This window comes from Paracidovorax cattleyae, assembly GCF_900104515.1.
GTDB classification, from domain to species: domain Bacteria; phylum Pseudomonadota; class Gammaproteobacteria; order Burkholderiales; family Burkholderiaceae_C; genus Paracidovorax; species Paracidovorax cattleyae.
Genome location: NZ_FNJL01000002.1, coordinates 15,210 through 31,058, shown reverse-complemented (window position 1 = coordinate 31,058; position 15,849 = coordinate 15,210). Strand labels below are relative to the sequence as shown.

The window sequence follows — 15,849 nt, the reverse complement described above, 5'->3', positions numbered from 1 at the left end:
CCGTCAGGCCGCCGCGGCGGTGGAACCTTCTGCCGCGGCCCCGGCGTCCTGCTGCGCCATCCAGTCGCGCAGCGACTTCGGCCGCATGTCGGTCCAGGCGCCGTCCACGTAGGCCACCACGGTCTTCTTGTCGCCGCGCACGCCGTCCACGGCCTTCCAGCCCTCGGGCACGGCCTTCCAGTGCGGCCAGATCGAATACTGTTCCTCGTGGTTGATCAGGACGATGAAGGTTTCGTCCTCGCGGTCGAAGCAGCTCGTAGACATCGGTGCATCCCTTGTGCGGTTGAACATCCAGCCCCGCCGCGCGGCTCCCGACACGGGGAGCGCATGGAAGCGGGCCTGCCTTCACAAGACGGTTGGCGGAGCCATCTGTTCATCGCGGCCGTCGCACGGGCCGCTGCCGCACGCTTCAGGAACGACCAGGGGGAAGGGCCGGGGGGACCGGGTCCGTGCCGTTTTCGCCATCGGCACCGGCGTCGCCATCTCCATCGCCGGCACGGCGCGGCACCATGCCGGCCAGCCTCCACAGCTGCGTGGCCTCTTCGTAGCGCTGGCGGTGCAACGGGTCCGCCTGCAGCCACGCGGCCAGTTGGGCGCGCGCGGCGTCGTCGAACGTCTCGTGGTCGAATTCGCGCTGGACCCAGGTCCAGGCCGCATCCCAGGCGGGATCTTCATCGGGGGAAGCAGTCATGCACCGAGCCTAGCGCATCCCGACAGTAGCACTGCCGCCAACGGCGGCCTGCGCGCCGCGCCGGCCGCCCCGTCAGTCCGCCCCGTCAGCCCGCCTTGGGGGCCGGACCGGGGTCACTGGCTCGCCATCATGTGGACGCGGCAGCGTGCCACCGCCTTCGCCGCTTCCGCGATCAGGCCGTTCACCAGCCCCAGCGCGCAGCCGAGGCGTTCGGCGATCTGGCGCTGCGTGAGGCCCTCAATGCGATAGAGCTCGAACACCATGCGCGTGCGCGGCGGCAGCTGCGAGAGCACCTCGTCGATCGCGTGGATCACCTGCTGCTCGCACATGCGGCGGTCGGGGGAGCGATGGCATGGCACGTCGATGGCCTCCACGTCCACGTCGAAGGTGCGGTAGCTCGCCTCCACGCGGTGCCTGCGGCAATAGTCCAGGGCCAGATTGCGCACCACCTGGCAGCAATAGCCGATGGGCCGCTCCGCCACGCGCCCGGGCCCCTCCGCGAGCTTGAGGTAGGCGTCCTGCACCACGTCGTCCGCCAGATCCTCGGTATTGACGATCTGCCGCGCCACGCGCCACAGCTGCGCACGGTGGGCAACGAATACATCGGCCAGGGAAGGTTCGGACAACGGCAAGAAGGACATAAGCATCGCTTTCCTGGAATGGGCGGCGGCGGTTCCGTCGCGCGGAAAGCGATGATACAAACAAAATAAGTAATGCGAATTATTTGTATTTATAAAGTTTTGGTACTTGCGTAAAAAATGTTTCGCTTCCATCCACATGCCACAGCGGGAAGCCTGTTCCGCCCTGGGGGATGGGGCGTTTTTACTGAATTACCGGCAAAATAAACAGCAAAAATAATAAAAAGCTTAACTATTGGAGAATTATCAAACAATTTGTTACCATCCGCAACGACGAAACCTCCCACCATGAAGCTCACCACCCGCCCCGTCGTCCTCCTGTCAGTGCTCTGCGCCACCCTTGCCATCCCCGGCATGCTGGGCCTGTACGGCATGGGCAAATCCAACGAGGGCCTGCACTCCGTCTATGGGGACCGGTCACTCCGCTGACCTCGCTGAAGGCGGTCTCCGACCTGTATGCGGTCAGCGTGGTGGACGCCGCGCACGAAGTCCGGGACGGCGCCCTCACCGGCCCGCGCAGGGCTCTCCGCCCGCCGGGTTCCCGCAAGGCTGCGGGCCGGAAGCGGGAACGGGCGTGCGGCCGGGCAGGCCACGGCACAAATGCGTATATTGCGACCTCGACAGTGCGCCCCGTCCACGGGGTGCAGGCACGCCTTCCACCGCCCCACCGCACAGGCCATCGCATGAGCACCAGGAACAGGACGCCCCGTTTGCCCGCAGCCCCCGCCTCCCCATCCCGGCCGGACGCCCGGCGCCCCGCGGCCGGCGCGGACATGCAGTCCGCCGACCACGCCCTCGTGCTGCAGGGCGGCGGCGCACTCGGCTCCTACCAGGCGGGGGTGTACGAGGCATTGTTCGACGCGCATCCGGCCCTCGACTGGGTCGCGGGCGTATCGATCGGCGCCATCAATGCGGCGCTCATCGCCGGCAACGCGCCGGAACACCGCGTGGCGCGCCTGCGGGAGTTCTGGAGCCTCGTGTCCTCGGGCTTCGGGCAGCAGGTGCCGGGCCATCTGGGCGATCGCGCTCTGCTGAACCAGTGGAGCGCCGCCACGGCGGTGCTGTTCGGCATTCCCGGTTTCTTCCAGCCGCGCCGGGATCCCACCCTGCTGCTGGGCGCCTCGGCACCCGTCACCAGCTACTACGACACCAGCCCGCTGCGGGGCACGCTGGAGCGACTGGTGGATTTCGACCGCATCAACCACGGCGAGATGCGGCTCAGCGTGGGCGCCGTCAACGTGCGCACCGGCAACTCGGTGTATTTCGACAGCACCGAGCAGGCGATCGGCCCCGAGCACATCATGGCCAGCGGCGCCCTGCCCCCGGGGTTCCCGGCGGTGCACATCGACGGCGAAGACTACTGGGACGGCGGCGTGGTGTCGAACACGCCGCTGCAGTACGTGCTCGACGTGCATCCCTGCACGCGCCCGCTGGTGGTGCTGCAGGTGGACCTCTTCAGCGCCCGGGGGGCCGTGCCCGCCACGCTCTCGGAAGTGTCGCAGCGCCAGAAGGACATCATGTACTCCAGCCGCACGCGCATGAACACCGATGCGCTATCGGCCAACGTCAACCTGCAGCAGGCCCTGGCCGACCTGATTGGAAAACTGCCGCCCGCGCTGCGGGACGACCCGAGCGTGGAAACCCTGCGCGCGCAGTTCACGCACGCGCCCATCGACATCGTGCACCTGATCTACCGCGGGCGGCCCTACGAGCGCGACTCCAAGGACTACGAGTTCTCCCGCGCCACGGTGCTCGAACACTGGCAGGCCGGCATGCGCGACATGCAGGCCACGCTGGCGCACCCGGAGTGGCTGCGCAGCGAGGCCCGCAACGGCGTGACCACCTTCGACCTGAGCGAACCCGGCACCGCCCGCGTGCGCCATCCGGCGGTCGGGACCGGCGGCCTGTAGGACGCGGCCCCGTCACGCTGCTGCTTAAGCCGTTTCTAAGCGGCATTGACAAGACTGGCGGCGAAGATCCCACCCGCCCTCCCAACCCTTCCATCCGAAAGTGCCCGCATGAAGATCGAAGACGTCCGCCAGCAGGCTTTCGCCATGCCCCTGACCAGCCCCGCCTTTCCCCCGGGGCCCTACCGCTTCATGCGGCGCGAGTTCATGGTCATCACCTACCGCACCGACCTGGACGCGCTGCGTGCCGTGGTGCCCGAGCCGCTCGAAGTGACCGAGCCGCTCGTGAAATACGAATTCATCCGCATGCCCGACTCCACCGGCTTCGGCGACTACACCGAGTCGGGCCAGGTGATCCCCGTGCAGATGCGCACCGAACGCGGCGTGGAGCAGGGTGCCTACGTGCACGCGATGTACCTCAACGACCATCCCCCCATCGCCGGCGGGCGCGAGCTGTGGGGCTTTCCCAAGAAGCTGGCCACCCCGGCGTTCAGCTACGAGACCGACGTGATCGTCGGCACGCTGGACTACGGCCGCGTGCGCGTGGCCAACGCCACGATGGGCTTCAAGCACCGGCAACTGGACCCCGGCCCGGTGCTCGCCGGCATCGCGCAGCCGAACTTCCTGCTCAAGATCATTCCCCACGTCGATGGCACGCCACGCATCTGCGAATTGGTGCGCTACCACATGGTCGATGTGACCCTGCACGGCGCCTGGACAGCCCCGGCCTCGCTGGAGCTGCATCCGCACGCGCTGGCGCCCGTGGCCGACCTGCCGGTGCGCAAGGTGGAATCCGCCGTGCACTACATCGCCGACATGACGCTGGCGCTGGGCACCGTGGAGCACGACTACCTCGCCTGATCGGCCCGCCCTCCCCCGATTCCATCCACCCGTTCATCAACCCCCGAGGACAATCCCATGCAACTCAAGGACAAGGTCGCTTTCATCACCGGCTCGGCCAGCGGCATCGGCAAGGAAATCGCCACCCTCTTCGCGAAGGAAGGCGCGAAGGTCGTCATCGCCGACCTGAACAAGGACGCCGCCACCGCCACCGCGGATGAACTGAAGGCCACCGGCGCGCAGGCCCTGGGCGTGGCCGTCGATGTGACGGACGAGGCCCAGGTGGACGCCGCCGTCGAGGAGGCCGCCAAGGCCTTCGGCGGCATCGACATCCTGGTCAGCAACGCCGGCATCCAGATCGTGCACCCGGTGGAAGAGTTCAGCTTCGCCGACTGGAAGAAGATGCTCGCCATCCACCTGGACGGCGCCTTCCTCACCACGCGCGCCTGCCTCAAGCACATGTACGCCCAGGGTCGCGGCGGCAGCGTGATCTACATGGGCTCGGTGCACTCCAAGGAGGCCTCCAAGCTCAAGGCCCCCTACGTGACGGCCAAGCATGGCCTCATCGGCCTGTGCAAGACCGTGGCCAAGGAAGGCGCCGCCAAGGGCGTGCGCGCCAACGTGATCTGCCCCGGCTTCGTGCGCACGCCCCTCGTGGAAAAACAGATACCCGAGCAGGCCAAGACGCTGGGCATCACCGAGGACGAAGTCGTGAAGAACGTCATGCTCAAGGAGACGGTGGACGGCGAATTCACCACCACCGACGACGTCGCGCGCGCCGCCCTGCTGTTCGCCGCGTTCCCCACGAATGCGCTGACCGGCCAGTCGCTGGTGGTGAGCCACGGCTGGTTCATGCAGTGACGGCCGCGGGCCGCGCGGGCGTGTGGCGCGGCGGCTAGAAGGCATGCCGGATGCCGATGTCGGTGCCGCGCCATGCCGCGTTCGCCACGCCCGGCACCCCGCCCCCGCTCAGCGCCGCGCCGCCGGAATTGCCGATGCGCGAGAACGTCGTGTACACCGCCGTGCGCCTGGAGAGGTTGTGGACATAGCCGATCGCCGACTGGGTCGCCTTGCGCTGCACCGCGGCGTTGTCCCCGATGCGGCTGTGCGACGCCGGGATGTAGCCCCGCCCCACCGGAAATTGCGCACCCACCAGGAAGCCCGATGAGCGGCTGGGCGCAGGCACGCCATCCTTGCGGTCCTGGAAGAGCTGCAGCATCGGCCTGGTGACCTTGAAATCGTAGGCCAGGCCCGCGTTGGTCGTGGACACGTCGCCCGAAGCGAGCGACGTTCGGCCGTGGGCGATGGCGACATTCAGCGGGCCGGCCGCGTAGCCCAGGCGCACGCCCGCGTAGTTGCCGTCCCGCCGCGTGCCGTTGGCCGCGCCGGAGCCGTTCTCTCCCATGGCGTACATCAGCTGTCCGTAGAAGCCTTTCATATTCGGCAGGAGGTAGCCGACCGAGTTGGAAGCACGCAGCGCCGTCTGCACCGTGGACACCTTCGACAGGCTGCCCTGGATGATGTTGACCGCCGACCCCGCGCCCGCCGTGCCGAACGGATCGAACAACGTGAGGTTCCAGTAGGTCGGCGTGAAGTCGCGGCCGAGGCGCATTTCACCCCACTGGGTACTGCTCAGGCTGACGGTGGAGCGGCGGTTGAACGCCAGGCCGGAGGACGTGGCGGCCGTCTGGTTGTTGGCCGACGTGACGCCCCCCGTGCCCGTGTCGATATTCAGCCCCATGTCGAGCACGAAACCCGCGGACAGCCCGCCGCCGAGGTCCTCCACGCCCCGGAATCCCAGGCGGCTGATCTGGTTGCCGCCGCTGCCGTTGAGGCGGTTCACCGAAGCGCCGCCCTGGCTGGCGTGCTGGACGGTCGCATCGATGGCGCCGAACACGGTCAGCGATGATTGTGCGAAGGCCGGCAGGCCCGGAACGACCGTGGCCGAGAGGGCGGCGGCGCTCAGCAAAGTCTTTGCATGCATGGGTTGTCCTCGTTACTGGTGCTCTGAAGGGAGGGAGCGGGTGCTCTCACTCCGGCTTGAAACCGGCATTGCGCAGCAGCTCGGCGCCCTGCGTCACTTCGTGCGCGATGTACTGCCGGAACTGCTCGGGTGATTCGTTCACCGGCTCGATGCCCAGGTTGGCGAACGCACCCGAGCGGGCCAGTTCGGACACGGCGGCGCTGGCAGCCTTGTTGAGCACCGCGATGCGGTCGGCCGGCGTGCCGCGGGGTGCCCAGAGGCCGTACCAGGAAGCGTAGGAAAACTGCGGCATGCCGCTTTCGGCGAACGTCGGCACCTGCGGCAGCAGGGGGCTGCGCGTCTTCGCGGTGATGGCGATAGGCTTGACGTTGCCCGACTTGGCCATGGGCAGCAGCGACACCATCGAGTCGAGCAGCAGCTGCACCTGGCCGCCCGCCACATCGATCAGAGCCGGCTGGGTGCCCTTGTAGGGAACGTAGGTGAAGGACACCTTCCCCTCCTTGGCGAGCAGCAGGGTGGCGAGGTGGCTGGGCGCACCGAACGCAGGCAGCGCGGCGGTCCAGGCTTCGGGCTTCGCGCCGGCCGACCGGAGCACCTCGGAGAGTTTCTTTTCCGGCTGCTGCGGCGAGATGATCAGCATCAGCGGCGCTTCGCCGATGCGTGCCACGGGCGCGAAATCGGCCTGCGGGTCGTAGGGCGGATTCTTCATCACCTGCCGCGTATGCACCTGGGTCGCTGCGGAAAAGAGCAGCGTGTAGCCGTCCGCCGGCGCGGTCTGCACGAAACGGCCTCCCACGGTACCGCTCGCGCCGGCCTTGTTCTCCACGATGACGTTGGTGCCCAGCTGCTTGCGCATCTGCTCGGCCAGCAGGCGTGCCGCGCTGTCCACCCCGCCGCCCGCCGCGAACGGGACGATGATCCGGACCACGCGGTCGTTGTCGGGAAAGTGGGCAGCAGCGGCTTGTGCCATCGCGCCGGACGCGGCGCATGCCGCCGCGAGAGCCGTGAAGGCCCGCAGCCATTGGCGTTTGTTCATGCTTGTCTCCTTGAAATTTCTTGTGAAGCCGAAAGGAACCGGACCGGAGCCACCCTCATCGGGGCGGGCGCCGCGCGTGCCTGCGCACGAGGATGTCCAGGGTGTCCGACAATGCATCGCCGTCCACCCCGCGGGTGATGAAGACCAGGCGCGTGCGGGTGTCGCCCGAAGGCCAGGCAGGCAGCCGCTCGGGCGGTGGGAACAGGTGCTGCACGCCGTGGACCAGCAGCGGGCGCCGCGGGTCGTCCGTGGTGTGCACCAGCCCCTTGACGCGCAGCAGGTCCGCCCCGCGCGACGCCACGACCACGTCGAGCCAGTCCGCGAATGCCTCCAGCGGCAGCGGCACATCGCGCACCAGCACGAAAGAAGCGATGCCGCCGGCATGGACCGGCTCCGCAGCCCCGGCCAGGGCCGTGGCGCGCGATGACGGCGGCCGGTACGCCAGGTCCTGGCACGCCTCGCGGCCCGCAGGCGCCGGCCCGCTCATCAGCTCCAGCAGCGCGCCGATCTGCGCGGCAGGCCCCTGTATGACGGGCGCATCGGGATTGACGCGCTCCAGCGCCTGCAGGGTGGCGCCCGCGCCGTCTCCCTCCTCCGGCAGCAGGTCGGTCTTGGTCAGCACCAGCAGATCGGCCACGGCCGCCTGCCGCGCGGCCTCCGCATGGGCGGCCAGGGTCCGCAGGCCCAGCACCGCATCGACCGTGCAGGCCACGCCGTGCAGCGCGAAGTGGCGCGAGACCGCCGGGTCGCCCATCAGCACCCGCAGGATGGGTGCGGGGTCGGCCAGGCCGCTGGTCTCTATCAGCACCTGCCGCAAGGGCGGCCCGGGGCGCTGCGAGAGCGCGCACAGGGCCTCCACCAGGTCGCCGCGCACGGCGCAGCACAGGCAGCCGTTGGCCAGCAATACGGTGTCTTCGGTGGTGTGCGTGATCAGGTCGTGGTCGATGCCGACCTCGCCGAATTCGTTGACGATGACGGCCGTACCCTCCAGCTCCGGCAGGGACAGCAGGCGGTTGAGCAGCGTGGTCTTGCCGCTGCCCAGGAAGCCGGTCAGCACCGTGACGGGCACGCGCGCGCCGCCAGCCGGCTCCGCCGACAGCAGGGCCGAGAAGTGGCCCGCCATCTCAGGACTCCGCCTGCGAGCCGTGCAGGCTCGCGAACGAACGCAGGCTGCGCTCCAGCCGCGCCAGGATCCATTCGGCGCCGCCGGGCTCGACCGCGCCCTCGCCCAGCCGCTGCAGCAGCAGGCGCACCGGCTCGGGCCGGGACGCGGCCGGCCCCCAGGCATCGAAGAACGCGGCCACCGCCGGCTCGCCCGAGCGCAGTCCGGCGTCCTGCAGGTAGTCGAAGATGTCCAGTTCGAAGTCCTCGAGTCGCAGGCTGATGCCGCCCATGCCGCAGCCGCATGCGCCGCCCAGCGCGACGTGGCGCATCGCCAGGTCGCTCCAGAGGCGCAGCAGCGTGTCGGCGCGCTGCATGATGCAGTCGCTGGCTTCGGCCACGGTCACTGGCCGTCCCGGGCAGCGGTAGGAGCGGCGGCGGTGCCGGCGGCCGGGCTGCGCGGCGCGGCGCGCAGGCGCTGCGTGGCCCCCGCGTCGGCCCGGCCTTGCGCATCGATCACCACGCGGTACACCTCGCGGGCCACCTCGGCGCTCACATAGCCTTCGCGCACGTCTTCGGCCACCTTGTCGAGCTCGCGGTCCAGCGGGTCGCCGAAGCCGCCGCCGCCGCCCGACAGCATCTTGTAGGCGTCGCCGCGCTCCAGCCGCACGTTGAAGATCTTGGCGTTGGCATGGTCGGTCTTCCATTCGCCCTTGTGGCGCACGGCAAGGCCGTTGCCCATCGCATCGCCGCCGCCTTCCAGGCCCCATGGCTTGCAGTGGACGCGGTCGATGCGGGTGGTCACGGTGAAGGGCGAGAGCGCCTGCACCACCATTTCCGCGCCCAGCCCGCCGCGGTACCGGCCGGCGCCGGCGGAGTCCTTGCGGATCTCGTACTTCTCGACCAGCACGGGGTACTTGGCCTCCAGCTGCTCGGTGGGGCTGTTGTGCGTGTCGCCGTCGTTGATGCAGACGGTGACCGAGACGCCGTCTTCGCGGCTCTTGGCGCCCCAGCCACCGCCCAGCGGGCCGATGCCGACGATGAAGAGTCGCCCGTCCTCCGGCGAGATGCCGTGGATGTTGGGGAACACCAGGTCGGCATGGTGGCCGGCGATGGATCGGTCGGGAATGGCCGGCGCCAGCGCCTTGAAAATGGTGTCGATCACCGTCATCGGGAAGGTCATCCAGACCCGCATCGGGTAGGGCCGCTCGGCGCTGACCACCGTACCCATGGGCATCACCACCTTGAGCGGGTGGAAGCTGCCGTCGTTGACCGGGTAGTCGGTGGGCGTGGTCAGGCACTTGTAGGCCACCTGCGCGCAGGCAATGCCGGTGGTGAAGCCCGAGTTGTAGAATCCGCGCACCTGCCTGGAGACGTCCGACAGGTCCACCGTCATCTCGTCGCCCTGCACCGTCACCTTGACGCGGATGGGGATGCGCTTGCCGATCTCCAGGCCGTCGTCGTCCATGAAGGACTCGGCCTCATAGACGCCGTCGGGGATGGACAGCGTGTTCTTGCGCGCCACCGCCTCGGAAGAATCCATGATCTGCCGGATGGCACCGTCGACTGCATCGGCGCCATAGCGCTGCAGCAGTTCCACGTAGCGCCGCTCGCCGGTGGTGATGGCGGTGATCTGCGCGCGCAGGTCACCCAAAGCGCGCTCGGCCAGCCGCACGTTCATGGCGATGATGTCGATCAGGTCCTGGTTGACCACGCCCTCGCGCTGGTACTTGACGATGGGGATCTGGATGCCTTCGCTGAAGATGTCGGTGGTGACGTTGCCCAGCGTGCCGCCCACGTCCAGCCAGTGCGCCATGCAGCAGGTGAAGCCTTCGAGCCTGCCCTCGTGGAACACCGGCATGGTGAAGGTGAAGTGGTTCAAGTGGCTGCCGGTGGTGTAGGCGTCGTTGGTGACCAGGATGTCGCCGGGCAGGATGTTCTCGTAGCCGAAGTGGCGGATCTTGGCTTTCACGGTTTCCGACATGCCGCGGATGAACATCGGCAGGCCCAGGCCGATCGAGACCGTGTCGCCCTCCTTGGTGAAAAGGCCGACGGTGAAGTCCAGCGCCTCGTAGATGATGAGGTTGTATGCCGTGCGGGTCAGGTTGGTCTTCATCTCCTCCGTCACGGCGTAGAGGCCGTTGCGGATGATCTCGACGGTGACCGGATCGACGGCGGCGACGGTGCCGGCGGCCGCTGCGGGGGTGGTGTAGGTGCTCATGTGCGGTCGCTTCCGATGGCGATTTGCAGGTTGCCGAGTTCGTCCACGCGCAGCGCGTCGCCGGGCTGCACGACGGTGGTGGAGGCGTGCTCCTCGATGAGGGCGGGACCGGAGATCCGGTTGCCGGCGCGCAGCAGGTCGCGCCTGAAGACCGGCGTTTCGGCCCAGCCGCCCGTGCGGAAGTACACCGGCTTGACGGTGCGCAGCGCGTCCGCCCCGGGCTTGGCGCTGCCTTGCGCCACCTGGTGCTTCGGCGGCTTCTTCATGGTGCCCAGCACGGTCACGCGCAGGCTCACCAGGTCGGCGGGCTCCCCGGGCGCCGAAGTGCCGTAGCGCACCTTGTGCAGTTCGTCGAACTGGCGCTTGATCGCCGAGCGATCGCGGCTTTCGAAGAAGGCGAGCGGCAGGTCCACGGTGACCGCATGCTCCTGGCCCACGTAGCGCATGTCTGCGGCGCGCTCGATCACCACGCCATCGGCCTTCACGCCGGACTGCTCCAGCGCGGCGCGGCCCTCGTCTTCCATCTTTCTGTACGCCTCCTCGATCTCGTCGAAGGACACGTCATTCAGCTTGCGGAACACCGAGCGCACGTAGTCGTAGCGCAGGTCGGAGAACAGCATGCCGTAGGCCGAGAAATAGCCCGGCGCATACGGGATCAGCACCTTGCGGATGCCGATCTCGCGCGCGATGGCCGAGGCGTGCAGCGGGCCCGCGCCGCCATAGACCACCATGGTGAAGCTGCCGGCGTCCAGGCCGCGCTCGGTGGTCACGGCCTTCACGGCATGCGACATCTGCGTCACCGCGATGCGCAGGATGCCGTCGGCCGCCTCCGTCGGCTCCAGCCCCAGCGGCGTCGCGATGCGCTCGGCCATCTGGCGCTGGCAGCCCGCCAGGTCGAGCTTCAATTCGCCGCCCAGGAAGTTGTCGGCATCGAGCCGGCCCAGCACCAGGTTGGCGTCGGTCACCGTCGGCTCCTGGCCGCCGCGGCCATAGGCCACCGGGCCGGGGATGGAGCCCGCGCTCTGCGGGCCCACCCGCAGCGCGTTGCCGGTCTCGACGCGGGCGATGGAGCCGCCGCCGGTGCCGACCTCATGGATGTCCATCATCGGGATCTGGATGGGCAGCGCGCGTTCGTAGCCGCCGATCAGCGCCGAACCGGTCGTGAGCGGCCGGCCTTCGCTGATCACGCCGGCCTTGGCGGTGGTGCCACCCATGTCGAAGGCGATGGCATCGCCCATGCCCAACTGCGCGCAGATTGCCTGCGCGCCGATCACGCCGGCCGCCGGGCCGGACTCCAGCATGCGCACGCAGCCCACGCGGGCATGTTCGATGGGGAACAGGCCGCCGGTGGACTGCACGACGTAGAAATCGCCGCCGAAGCCCTTGGCCGAGAGGTGCGTTTCCAGCTGGCCCAGGTACTGCGACACGCGCGGGCCCACATAGGCATTGGCCACGACGGTGGAGACGCGCTCGAATTCGCGGTATTCCTGGCTCAGCTCGTGCGAAGCGGAGACGAAGGCATGCGGCAGCTCTTCCTGCAGGATGGCCTTCACGCGCTGCTCGTGGGCCGGGTTGCGGTAGGAATGCAGCAGCAGCACGGCCACGGCCTCGATGCCCTGGCCCTTCAGTTCCTTCGCCAGCTCGCGCACCGCTGCCTCGTCCAGCGGCTTGTGCAGGCTGCCGTCGGCGCGCAGGCGCTCGGCCACCTCGAAGCGCAGCGAGCGCTTCACCAGCGGCTGGTGCTTGTTGAAGAACAGGTTGTAGGCATCGGGCCGGTTCACGCGGCCGATCTCGTAGATATCGCGAAAGCCTTCGGTGATCAGCAGTGCGGTGTTGGCACCGTTGCGCTCCAGCAGCGTGTTGATGGCGATGGTCGAGCCGTGCAGGAAGAGGTTGCCGTCCTTCAGGTCGATGTCCGCGCTGTCCAGCGTGGACTGGATGCCGTTGACCAGGGCGCCGTGGGTGGACAGCGCCTTGCCGAACAGCAGCTGGCCCGTGGCCTCGTCGAAGGCCGCCATGTCGGTGAAGGTGCCGCCGATGTCCACGGCGATGCGCAGGCTGCGCGCGTTGGGGGTGGAATTGCTTGCCATCTGCTTCGCCGCGCCTCAGGCGTCCGTTCCGATGCGGTTGCGGAGAATGCCCAGGCCGGTGATCTCCACCTCGACCGTGTCGCCGTGCCGCATGTAGCGCGGCGGCTCTCGGCGGTCGCCCACGCCGCCGGGCGTGCCGGTGGCGATCACGTCGCCGGGCGAGAGCGGCGTGAAGCGCGAGACGTATTCGACGATGGTCGGGATGTCGAAGATCAGATCGCCCACGCTGGCGTGCTGCATCACCTCGCCGTTCAGCCGCGTTTCCAGCGTCAGGCGGGCCACATCGGGCACTTCGTCGCGCGTCACCAGGTAGGGGCCGAAGGGCGCGGTACCGGGGAAGTTCTTGCCCGGCGTGAACTGGTGCGTGTGCCGCTGCCAGTCGCGCACGCTGACGTCGTTGAAGCAGGCATAGCCGGCGATGTGGCCGAAGGCGTCGGACTTGGCGATATGGCGCCCGCCCTTGCCGATCACGAAGGCCAGCTCGCCCTCCCAGTCGAAGCGCTCGGAAAAGGATGGACGCAGCACCTCGTCGCCCTGCGCGGCCAGCGAATCGGTGAAGCGCAGGAAGAGCGACGGGTAGTCGCTGTCGGCCCGCTTGGTTTCCGCCACGTGGGTCTTGTAGTTGAGGCCCACGCAGATGATCTTGCCGGGCTGGGGAATCACCGGCAGGGCGCGGGTGTCGGCCGCGCGCACGGTGCGTGCGCCGGAGGCGGTGGCTTCGCCGAGCGCGGGAAGTGCCTGCGCCGCCAGCACGGAACGCAGGTCGGGATGGAGGCGCAGGAATCCGTCGTCCGGCAGCAGGAAATCGTCGCCGCGCACGACACCGTAGGTGGCTTGGCCGGCGTGTTGGAAGGAGGCTATTTTCAAGGCGGTGTCCTCGGAAGGCTGGGAAGAAGGCGCCGCACGGCCCATCCACGATGGCCGCCCGGCACAGGCCTGTGCAATGTAGAAACTCGCCATCTATCTGTGCAGATAAGATTCAGAGCTTTCAGAATTGCCGAAACGCAGATAACCGGAAAACCCCGCATGAACATCGAGAGCGTTCGCCTGCTCCTGGAAGTCGCCGACAGCGGCAGCATCAACAAGGTGGCGGCACGGCGCCAGACGGCGCAGTCCCACATCAGCCGGCAGGTGAGCGAATTGGAGAAGCAGCTCGGTGCGGCACTGTTCGTGCGGACCGGGCGCGGCGTGGTGCCGACCGATGCGGGACGCAACGCACTCCCCCGGCTCAGGCGCTGGCTGCACGAGACCGAGGCGCTGTCGGAAAGCCTGCGCACCGAAGCCGGCACCCTGAGCGGCGAAGTCCGCCTGGGCATCATTCCCTCGGCGGCGCACCACCTCATGCCCTGCGTGTTCCAGCGGCTGCGGCAGGAACACCCGGGCATCCGGCTCAACGTCGTCGAGGCCCAGGGCACCGAACTCAACGCCATGCTCGACAGCGGCTCCGTGGATATGGCGATCGTCTTCCGCTTCCAGCCGCCGCGGGGCAGCGAGGAAAAAGTCCTGGCCGTGGCCCACACCTTCCTCGTCTCCGCTCCCGGCGACCCCCTCACTGCCCTGCCCGGCATCGATTTCCGCCGCCTCCAGGGACTGCCGCTGGTGCTGCCCCGGCGGCCCAGCCAGTGGCGCACCGCCCTGGACGAAACCGCCCGCAGCCAGGGCTTCAGGCTGGATGCCGTCGTCGAAGCGGACTCGCTGACGCTGCAGAAGGAACTGGTGACCTCGACGAAAGGGCTCTACACCGTGCTGGGCCCCTACTCCATCGCGCAGGAGCGCGCCAGCGGCCGGCTGCAGGCCAGCCGGCTACTGGAGCCCGATCTCTCACGCCTGGTGACGCTGGCCTTCCCGCGCCAGGGCAAATCGTCCCCGGCATCCCGGTGCGTGGCGGACATGATCAAGGATTGGTCCTGCCCGCACACGCCGTGCCATCACCCTTTCGACGGCGGAGACGCCTTCACGGATCCACCGGACAGCACGACCGGACGGAGCGCCCCCGCGCCTGCCGCCCGGGAGGCCGTTCACGGCGTTTTCGTCCAGTTCCGGCCATCGGCCGACCGGTAGGTGCCGCCGCTCGCGCAGCACCCGCCGGCCCCCAGGGCCATGCGCCCCAGCGTGGCCGTCACGCCGCCCGCATCGGCAGCCAGCGACTGGCGCTCGCACCGGGTGAAAAAGGGATAGGGCTCCGGCGCCAGCACCCGTTCCCACGCGCGCCCGCCGTCCGCTGCATCCTGGACGCGGAACACCTCGCAGTCGTGTACCACCAGGTGCACCGGCTGCCCGGCCAGCAGGCCCTGGAATACTTCGCCCGGGCCGGCCTCCCGCAGCGCCGCTTCCACCTCGCCCGCAGGCTCGGGAGGCGGCCGCCCGCAACCCGCCAGCAGGCAGGCGACCAGCAGAAGGCCCATGCGGCGACGCAAGGCCCAGGGCATCACCCGGGCTCCAGCGGGCAGGCGAGCGCGATGCGCCCCGCCAGCACGGCCCGCAATTCCGTGAGCGCCGCGATGCGGGCATCGATCTCGGACAGCTTGTGCACCAGCACCGCCGCCAGCGCGGGCGCAGGGTCCGGCGCATCCCACAGCTGCGGCAGGCGCTCGCCGATCTCCGCCAGCGTGAAGCCGAGCTGCTGCGCGGTGCGGATGTACTGCACCAGCATCACTGCCTCCGGCGGATAGTCCCGGTAGCCGTTGTCCTGGCGGCGCGCGCGGATCAGCCCCCGCTGCTCGTAGAAGCGCAGCGCCTCGCGGCTGAGGCCCGACAGTTCGGCCAGTTCTCCGATGCGCATGCGTGCAGCCGCCCCGCAGCAGGTGCGGAACGAAAAAAAGTGGTTGACCCTGAAGCTTACTTCAGGGTGGAAGCTCGCGCCCTCTTCCACCCCCCTTGCGAACGCATCGATGACTCCCTCCTCCTATCTCCGGATCGTGCGCGCCAGCGCCTGGTACGACCTGCTGGTCACCTGGCCCTTCGCCCTGCCCTGGACCTTCGCCTGGCTGTACGCGCAGCTCGGCGCCCTGGCGCACCACTGGCAACTGCCCGGCACCGTCCACCCGCTGGATGCCACGCACATGCTGCTGGCCAACCTGCTGGGCGCCGTCGTGGTGGCGTGGTCCCTGGCGAGGCTGCTGTCGCCGTCCGTCCTGCTGGGCCGCCTCGATGCCCTCGCCCGGCTGTTGTTCGCCGCGGCGCAGATCCATGCCGTGGTGCAGGGCGCCAGCGCGATCGTGCTGGGGTTCACGGTGTTCGAACTGGTTTTCGGCGCGATGCAATGCCTGCCCGTCACCCGGCGGCGCCGCGCGGATTCCTCGGGTTTTACAACTGCTTTCCCGCATTGAAGACAATAGCGG

Annotated in this window: 18 protein-coding genes; 6 read left to right on the top strand and 12 right to left on the bottom strand. The window is 68.7% G+C overall.

From position 1 onward, the window contains the following. Positions 1-3: 3 nt before the first annotated feature. The 3 genes from BLR05_RS01690 to BLR05_RS01680 form a co-directional block, all read right to left on the bottom strand. On the bottom strand, positions 4-264 hold the full coding sequence (locus BLR05_RS01690; protein WP_013596032.1) for an MbtH family protein: 261 nt from the start codon (positions 262-264) through the stop codon (positions 4-6). 145 nt (positions 265-409) lie between these two features. Next, complete coding sequence (locus BLR05_RS01685) at positions 410-691, bottom strand: DUF4880 domain-containing protein (protein WP_225978958.1); 282 nt, start codon at positions 689-691, stop codon at positions 410-412. Positions 692-804: 113 nt separating this feature from the next. Then, positions 805-1,338 carry a sigma-70 family RNA polymerase sigma factor gene (locus BLR05_RS01680; RefSeq protein WP_092831979.1) on the bottom strand — a complete coding sequence of 178 codons (534 nt, stop codon included), beginning with the start codon at positions 1,336-1,338 and terminating at the stop codon, positions 805-807. A 279-nt stretch (positions 1,339-1,617) separates the two neighbouring features. Between BLR05_RS01680 and BLR05_RS26435 the strand changes: the two genes are divergently transcribed. The 4 genes from BLR05_RS26435 (at position 1,618) to BLR05_RS01665 (ending at position 4,937) form a co-directional block, all read left to right on the top strand. Beyond that, complete coding sequence (locus BLR05_RS26435) at positions 1,618-1,758, top strand: MCP four helix bundle domain-containing protein (protein WP_167361173.1); 141 nt, start codon at positions 1,618-1,620, stop codon at positions 1,756-1,758. 254 nt (positions 1,759-2,012) lie between these two features. Continuing rightward, positions 2,013-3,239 (top strand): DUF3734 domain-containing protein, encoded by a 1,227-nt coding sequence (locus BLR05_RS01675; protein ID WP_092831978.1) that lies wholly within the window; start codon positions 2,013-2,015, stop codon positions 3,237-3,239. Positions 3,240-3,347: 108 nt separating this feature from the next. Then, complete coding sequence (locus BLR05_RS01670) at positions 3,348-4,097, top strand: acetoacetate decarboxylase (protein ID WP_092831977.1); 750 nt, start codon at positions 3,348-3,350, stop codon at positions 4,095-4,097. 57 nt (positions 4,098-4,154) lie between these two features. Then, positions 4,155-4,937 (top strand): 3-hydroxybutyrate dehydrogenase, encoded by a 783-nt coding sequence (locus tag BLR05_RS01665; protein WP_019701179.1) that lies wholly within the window; start codon positions 4,155-4,157, stop codon positions 4,935-4,937. Between the two features lie 34 nt (positions 4,938-4,971). Here BLR05_RS01665 and BLR05_RS01660 read toward each other — a convergent pair whose 3' ends face one another. From BLR05_RS01660 to BLR05_RS01630, 7 genes are read right to left on the bottom strand one after another with little or no spacing between them, the layout of a single operon-like run. Continuing rightward, entirely contained in the window at positions 4,972-6,060 is a 1,089-nt protein-coding gene (locus BLR05_RS01660) for a porin (protein ID WP_092831976.1), read from the bottom strand. 46 nt (positions 6,061-6,106) lie between these two features. Beyond that, complete coding sequence (locus BLR05_RS01655) at positions 6,107-7,096, bottom strand: Bug family tripartite tricarboxylate transporter substrate binding protein (protein WP_092831975.1); 990 nt, start codon at positions 7,094-7,096, stop codon at positions 6,107-6,109. Positions 7,097-7,151: 55 nt separating this feature from the next. Next, a complete protein-coding gene (locus tag BLR05_RS01650) occupies positions 7,152-8,219 on the bottom strand; it encodes a CobW family GTP-binding protein (RefSeq protein ID WP_092831974.1) in 1,068 nt (355 codons plus the stop codon). A 1-nt stretch (position 8,220) separates the two neighbouring features. Beyond that, a complete protein-coding gene (locus BLR05_RS01645; protein ID WP_244160024.1) occupies positions 8,221-8,604 on the bottom strand; it encodes a hypothetical protein in 384 nt (127 codons plus the stop codon). Beyond that, the gene (locus BLR05_RS01640; RefSeq protein WP_092831973.1) at positions 8,601-10,418 is read right to left on the bottom strand and encodes a hydantoinase B/oxoprolinase family protein; all 1,818 of its coding nucleotides are present in this window, start codon (positions 10,416-10,418) and stop codon (positions 8,601-8,603) included. The genes BLR05_RS01645 and BLR05_RS01640 overlap by 4 nt, the downstream gene beginning before the upstream one ends. Continuing rightward, entirely contained in the window at positions 10,415-12,508 is a 2,094-nt protein-coding gene (locus BLR05_RS01635) for a hydantoinase/oxoprolinase family protein (protein WP_092831972.1), read from the bottom strand. The genes BLR05_RS01640 and BLR05_RS01635 overlap by 4 nt, the downstream gene beginning before the upstream one ends. Positions 12,509-12,523: 15 nt before the next feature. Beyond that, positions 12,524-13,375, bottom strand: a complete 852-nt coding sequence (locus BLR05_RS01630; protein ID WP_092832159.1) for a fumarylacetoacetate hydrolase family protein — start codon at positions 13,373-13,375, stop codon at positions 12,524-12,526. 159 nt (positions 13,376-13,534) lie between these two features. Here BLR05_RS01630 and BLR05_RS01625 point away from each other — a divergent pair, with 159 nt between their 5' ends. After that, complete coding sequence (locus BLR05_RS01625; protein ID WP_092831971.1) at positions 13,535-14,569, top strand: LysR family transcriptional regulator; 1,035 nt, start codon at positions 13,535-13,537, stop codon at positions 14,567-14,569. Here BLR05_RS01625 and BLR05_RS01620 read toward each other — a convergent pair. Both BLR05_RS01620 and BLR05_RS01615 read right to left on the bottom strand, forming a co-directional pair. Continuing rightward, positions 14,527-14,937 (bottom strand): hypothetical protein, encoded by a 411-nt coding sequence (locus BLR05_RS01620; RefSeq protein WP_225978960.1) that lies wholly within the window; start codon positions 14,935-14,937, stop codon positions 14,527-14,529. The genes BLR05_RS01625 and BLR05_RS01620 overlap by 43 nt on opposite strands. After that, positions 14,937-15,290: a MerR family transcriptional regulator gene (locus tag BLR05_RS01615; RefSeq protein WP_092831969.1), complete on the bottom strand. Its 354-nt coding sequence runs from the start codon at positions 15,288-15,290 to the stop codon at positions 14,937-14,939. Before BLR05_RS01615 ends, BLR05_RS01620 begins: the two co-directional genes overlap by 1 nt. A gap of 109 nt (positions 15,291-15,399) precedes the next feature. Between BLR05_RS01615 and BLR05_RS01610 the strand changes: the two genes are divergently transcribed. Further along, on the top strand, positions 15,400-15,837 hold the full coding sequence (locus BLR05_RS01610) for a hypothetical protein (RefSeq protein ID WP_092831968.1): 438 nt from the start codon (positions 15,400-15,402) through the stop codon (positions 15,835-15,837). Positions 15,838-15,849 lie beyond the last annotated feature (12 nt).

What these genes read in the sequence shown, in the direction of transcription:
- BLR05_RS01690 (WP_013596032.1), bottom strand. Translation starts at nt 264, where the DNA reads ATGTCTACGAGCTGCTTCGACCGCGAGGACGAAACCTTCATCGTCCTG.
- BLR05_RS01685 (WP_225978958.1), bottom strand. Translation starts at nt 691, where the DNA reads ATGACTGCTTCCCCCGATGAAGATCCCGCCTGGGATGCGGCCTGGACC.
- BLR05_RS01680 (WP_092831979.1), bottom strand. Translation starts at nt 1,338, where the DNA reads ATGCTTATGTCCTTCTTGCCGTTGTCCGAACCTTCCCTGGCCGATGTA.
- BLR05_RS26435 (WP_167361173.1), top strand. Translation starts at nt 1,618, where the DNA reads ATGAAGCTCACCACCCGCCCCGTCGTCCTCCTGTCAGTGCTCTGCGCC.
- BLR05_RS01675 (WP_092831978.1), top strand. Translation starts at nt 2,013, where the DNA reads ATGAGCACCAGGAACAGGACGCCCCGTTTGCCCGCAGCCCCCGCCTCC.
- BLR05_RS01670 (WP_092831977.1), top strand. Translation starts at nt 3,348, where the DNA reads ATGAAGATCGAAGACGTCCGCCAGCAGGCTTTCGCCATGCCCCTGACC.
- BLR05_RS01665 (WP_019701179.1), top strand. Translation starts at nt 4,155, where the DNA reads ATGCAACTCAAGGACAAGGTCGCTTTCATCACCGGCTCGGCCAGCGGC.
- BLR05_RS01660 (WP_092831976.1), bottom strand. Translation starts at nt 6,060, where the DNA reads ATGCATGCAAAGACTTTGCTGAGCGCCGCCGCCCTCTCGGCCACGGTC.
- BLR05_RS01655 (WP_092831975.1), bottom strand. Translation starts at nt 7,096, where the DNA reads ATGAACAAACGCCAATGGCTGCGGGCCTTCACGGCTCTCGCGGCGGCA.
- BLR05_RS01650 (WP_092831974.1), bottom strand. Translation starts at nt 8,219, where the DNA reads ATGGCGGGCCACTTCTCGGCCCTGCTGTCGGCGGAGCCGGCTGGCGGC.
- BLR05_RS01640 (WP_092831973.1), bottom strand. Translation starts at nt 10,418, where the DNA reads ATGAGCACCTACACCACCCCCGCAGCGGCCGCCGGCACCGTCGCCGCC.
- BLR05_RS01635 (WP_092831972.1), bottom strand. Translation starts at nt 12,508, where the DNA reads ATGGCAAGCAATTCCACCCCCAACGCGCGCAGCCTGCGCATCGCCGTG.
- BLR05_RS01625 (WP_092831971.1), top strand. Translation starts at nt 13,535, where the DNA reads ATGAACATCGAGAGCGTTCGCCTGCTCCTGGAAGTCGCCGACAGCGGC.
- BLR05_RS01620 (WP_225978960.1), bottom strand. Translation starts at nt 14,937, where the DNA reads ATGCCCTGGGCCTTGCGTCGCCGCATGGGCCTTCTGCTGGTCGCCTGC.
- BLR05_RS01615 (WP_092831969.1), bottom strand. Translation starts at nt 15,290, where the DNA reads ATGCGCATCGGAGAACTGGCCGAACTGTCGGGCCTCAGCCGCGAGGCG.
- BLR05_RS01610 (WP_092831968.1), top strand. Translation starts at nt 15,400, where the DNA reads ATGACTCCCTCCTCCTATCTCCGGATCGTGCGCGCCAGCGCCTGGTAC.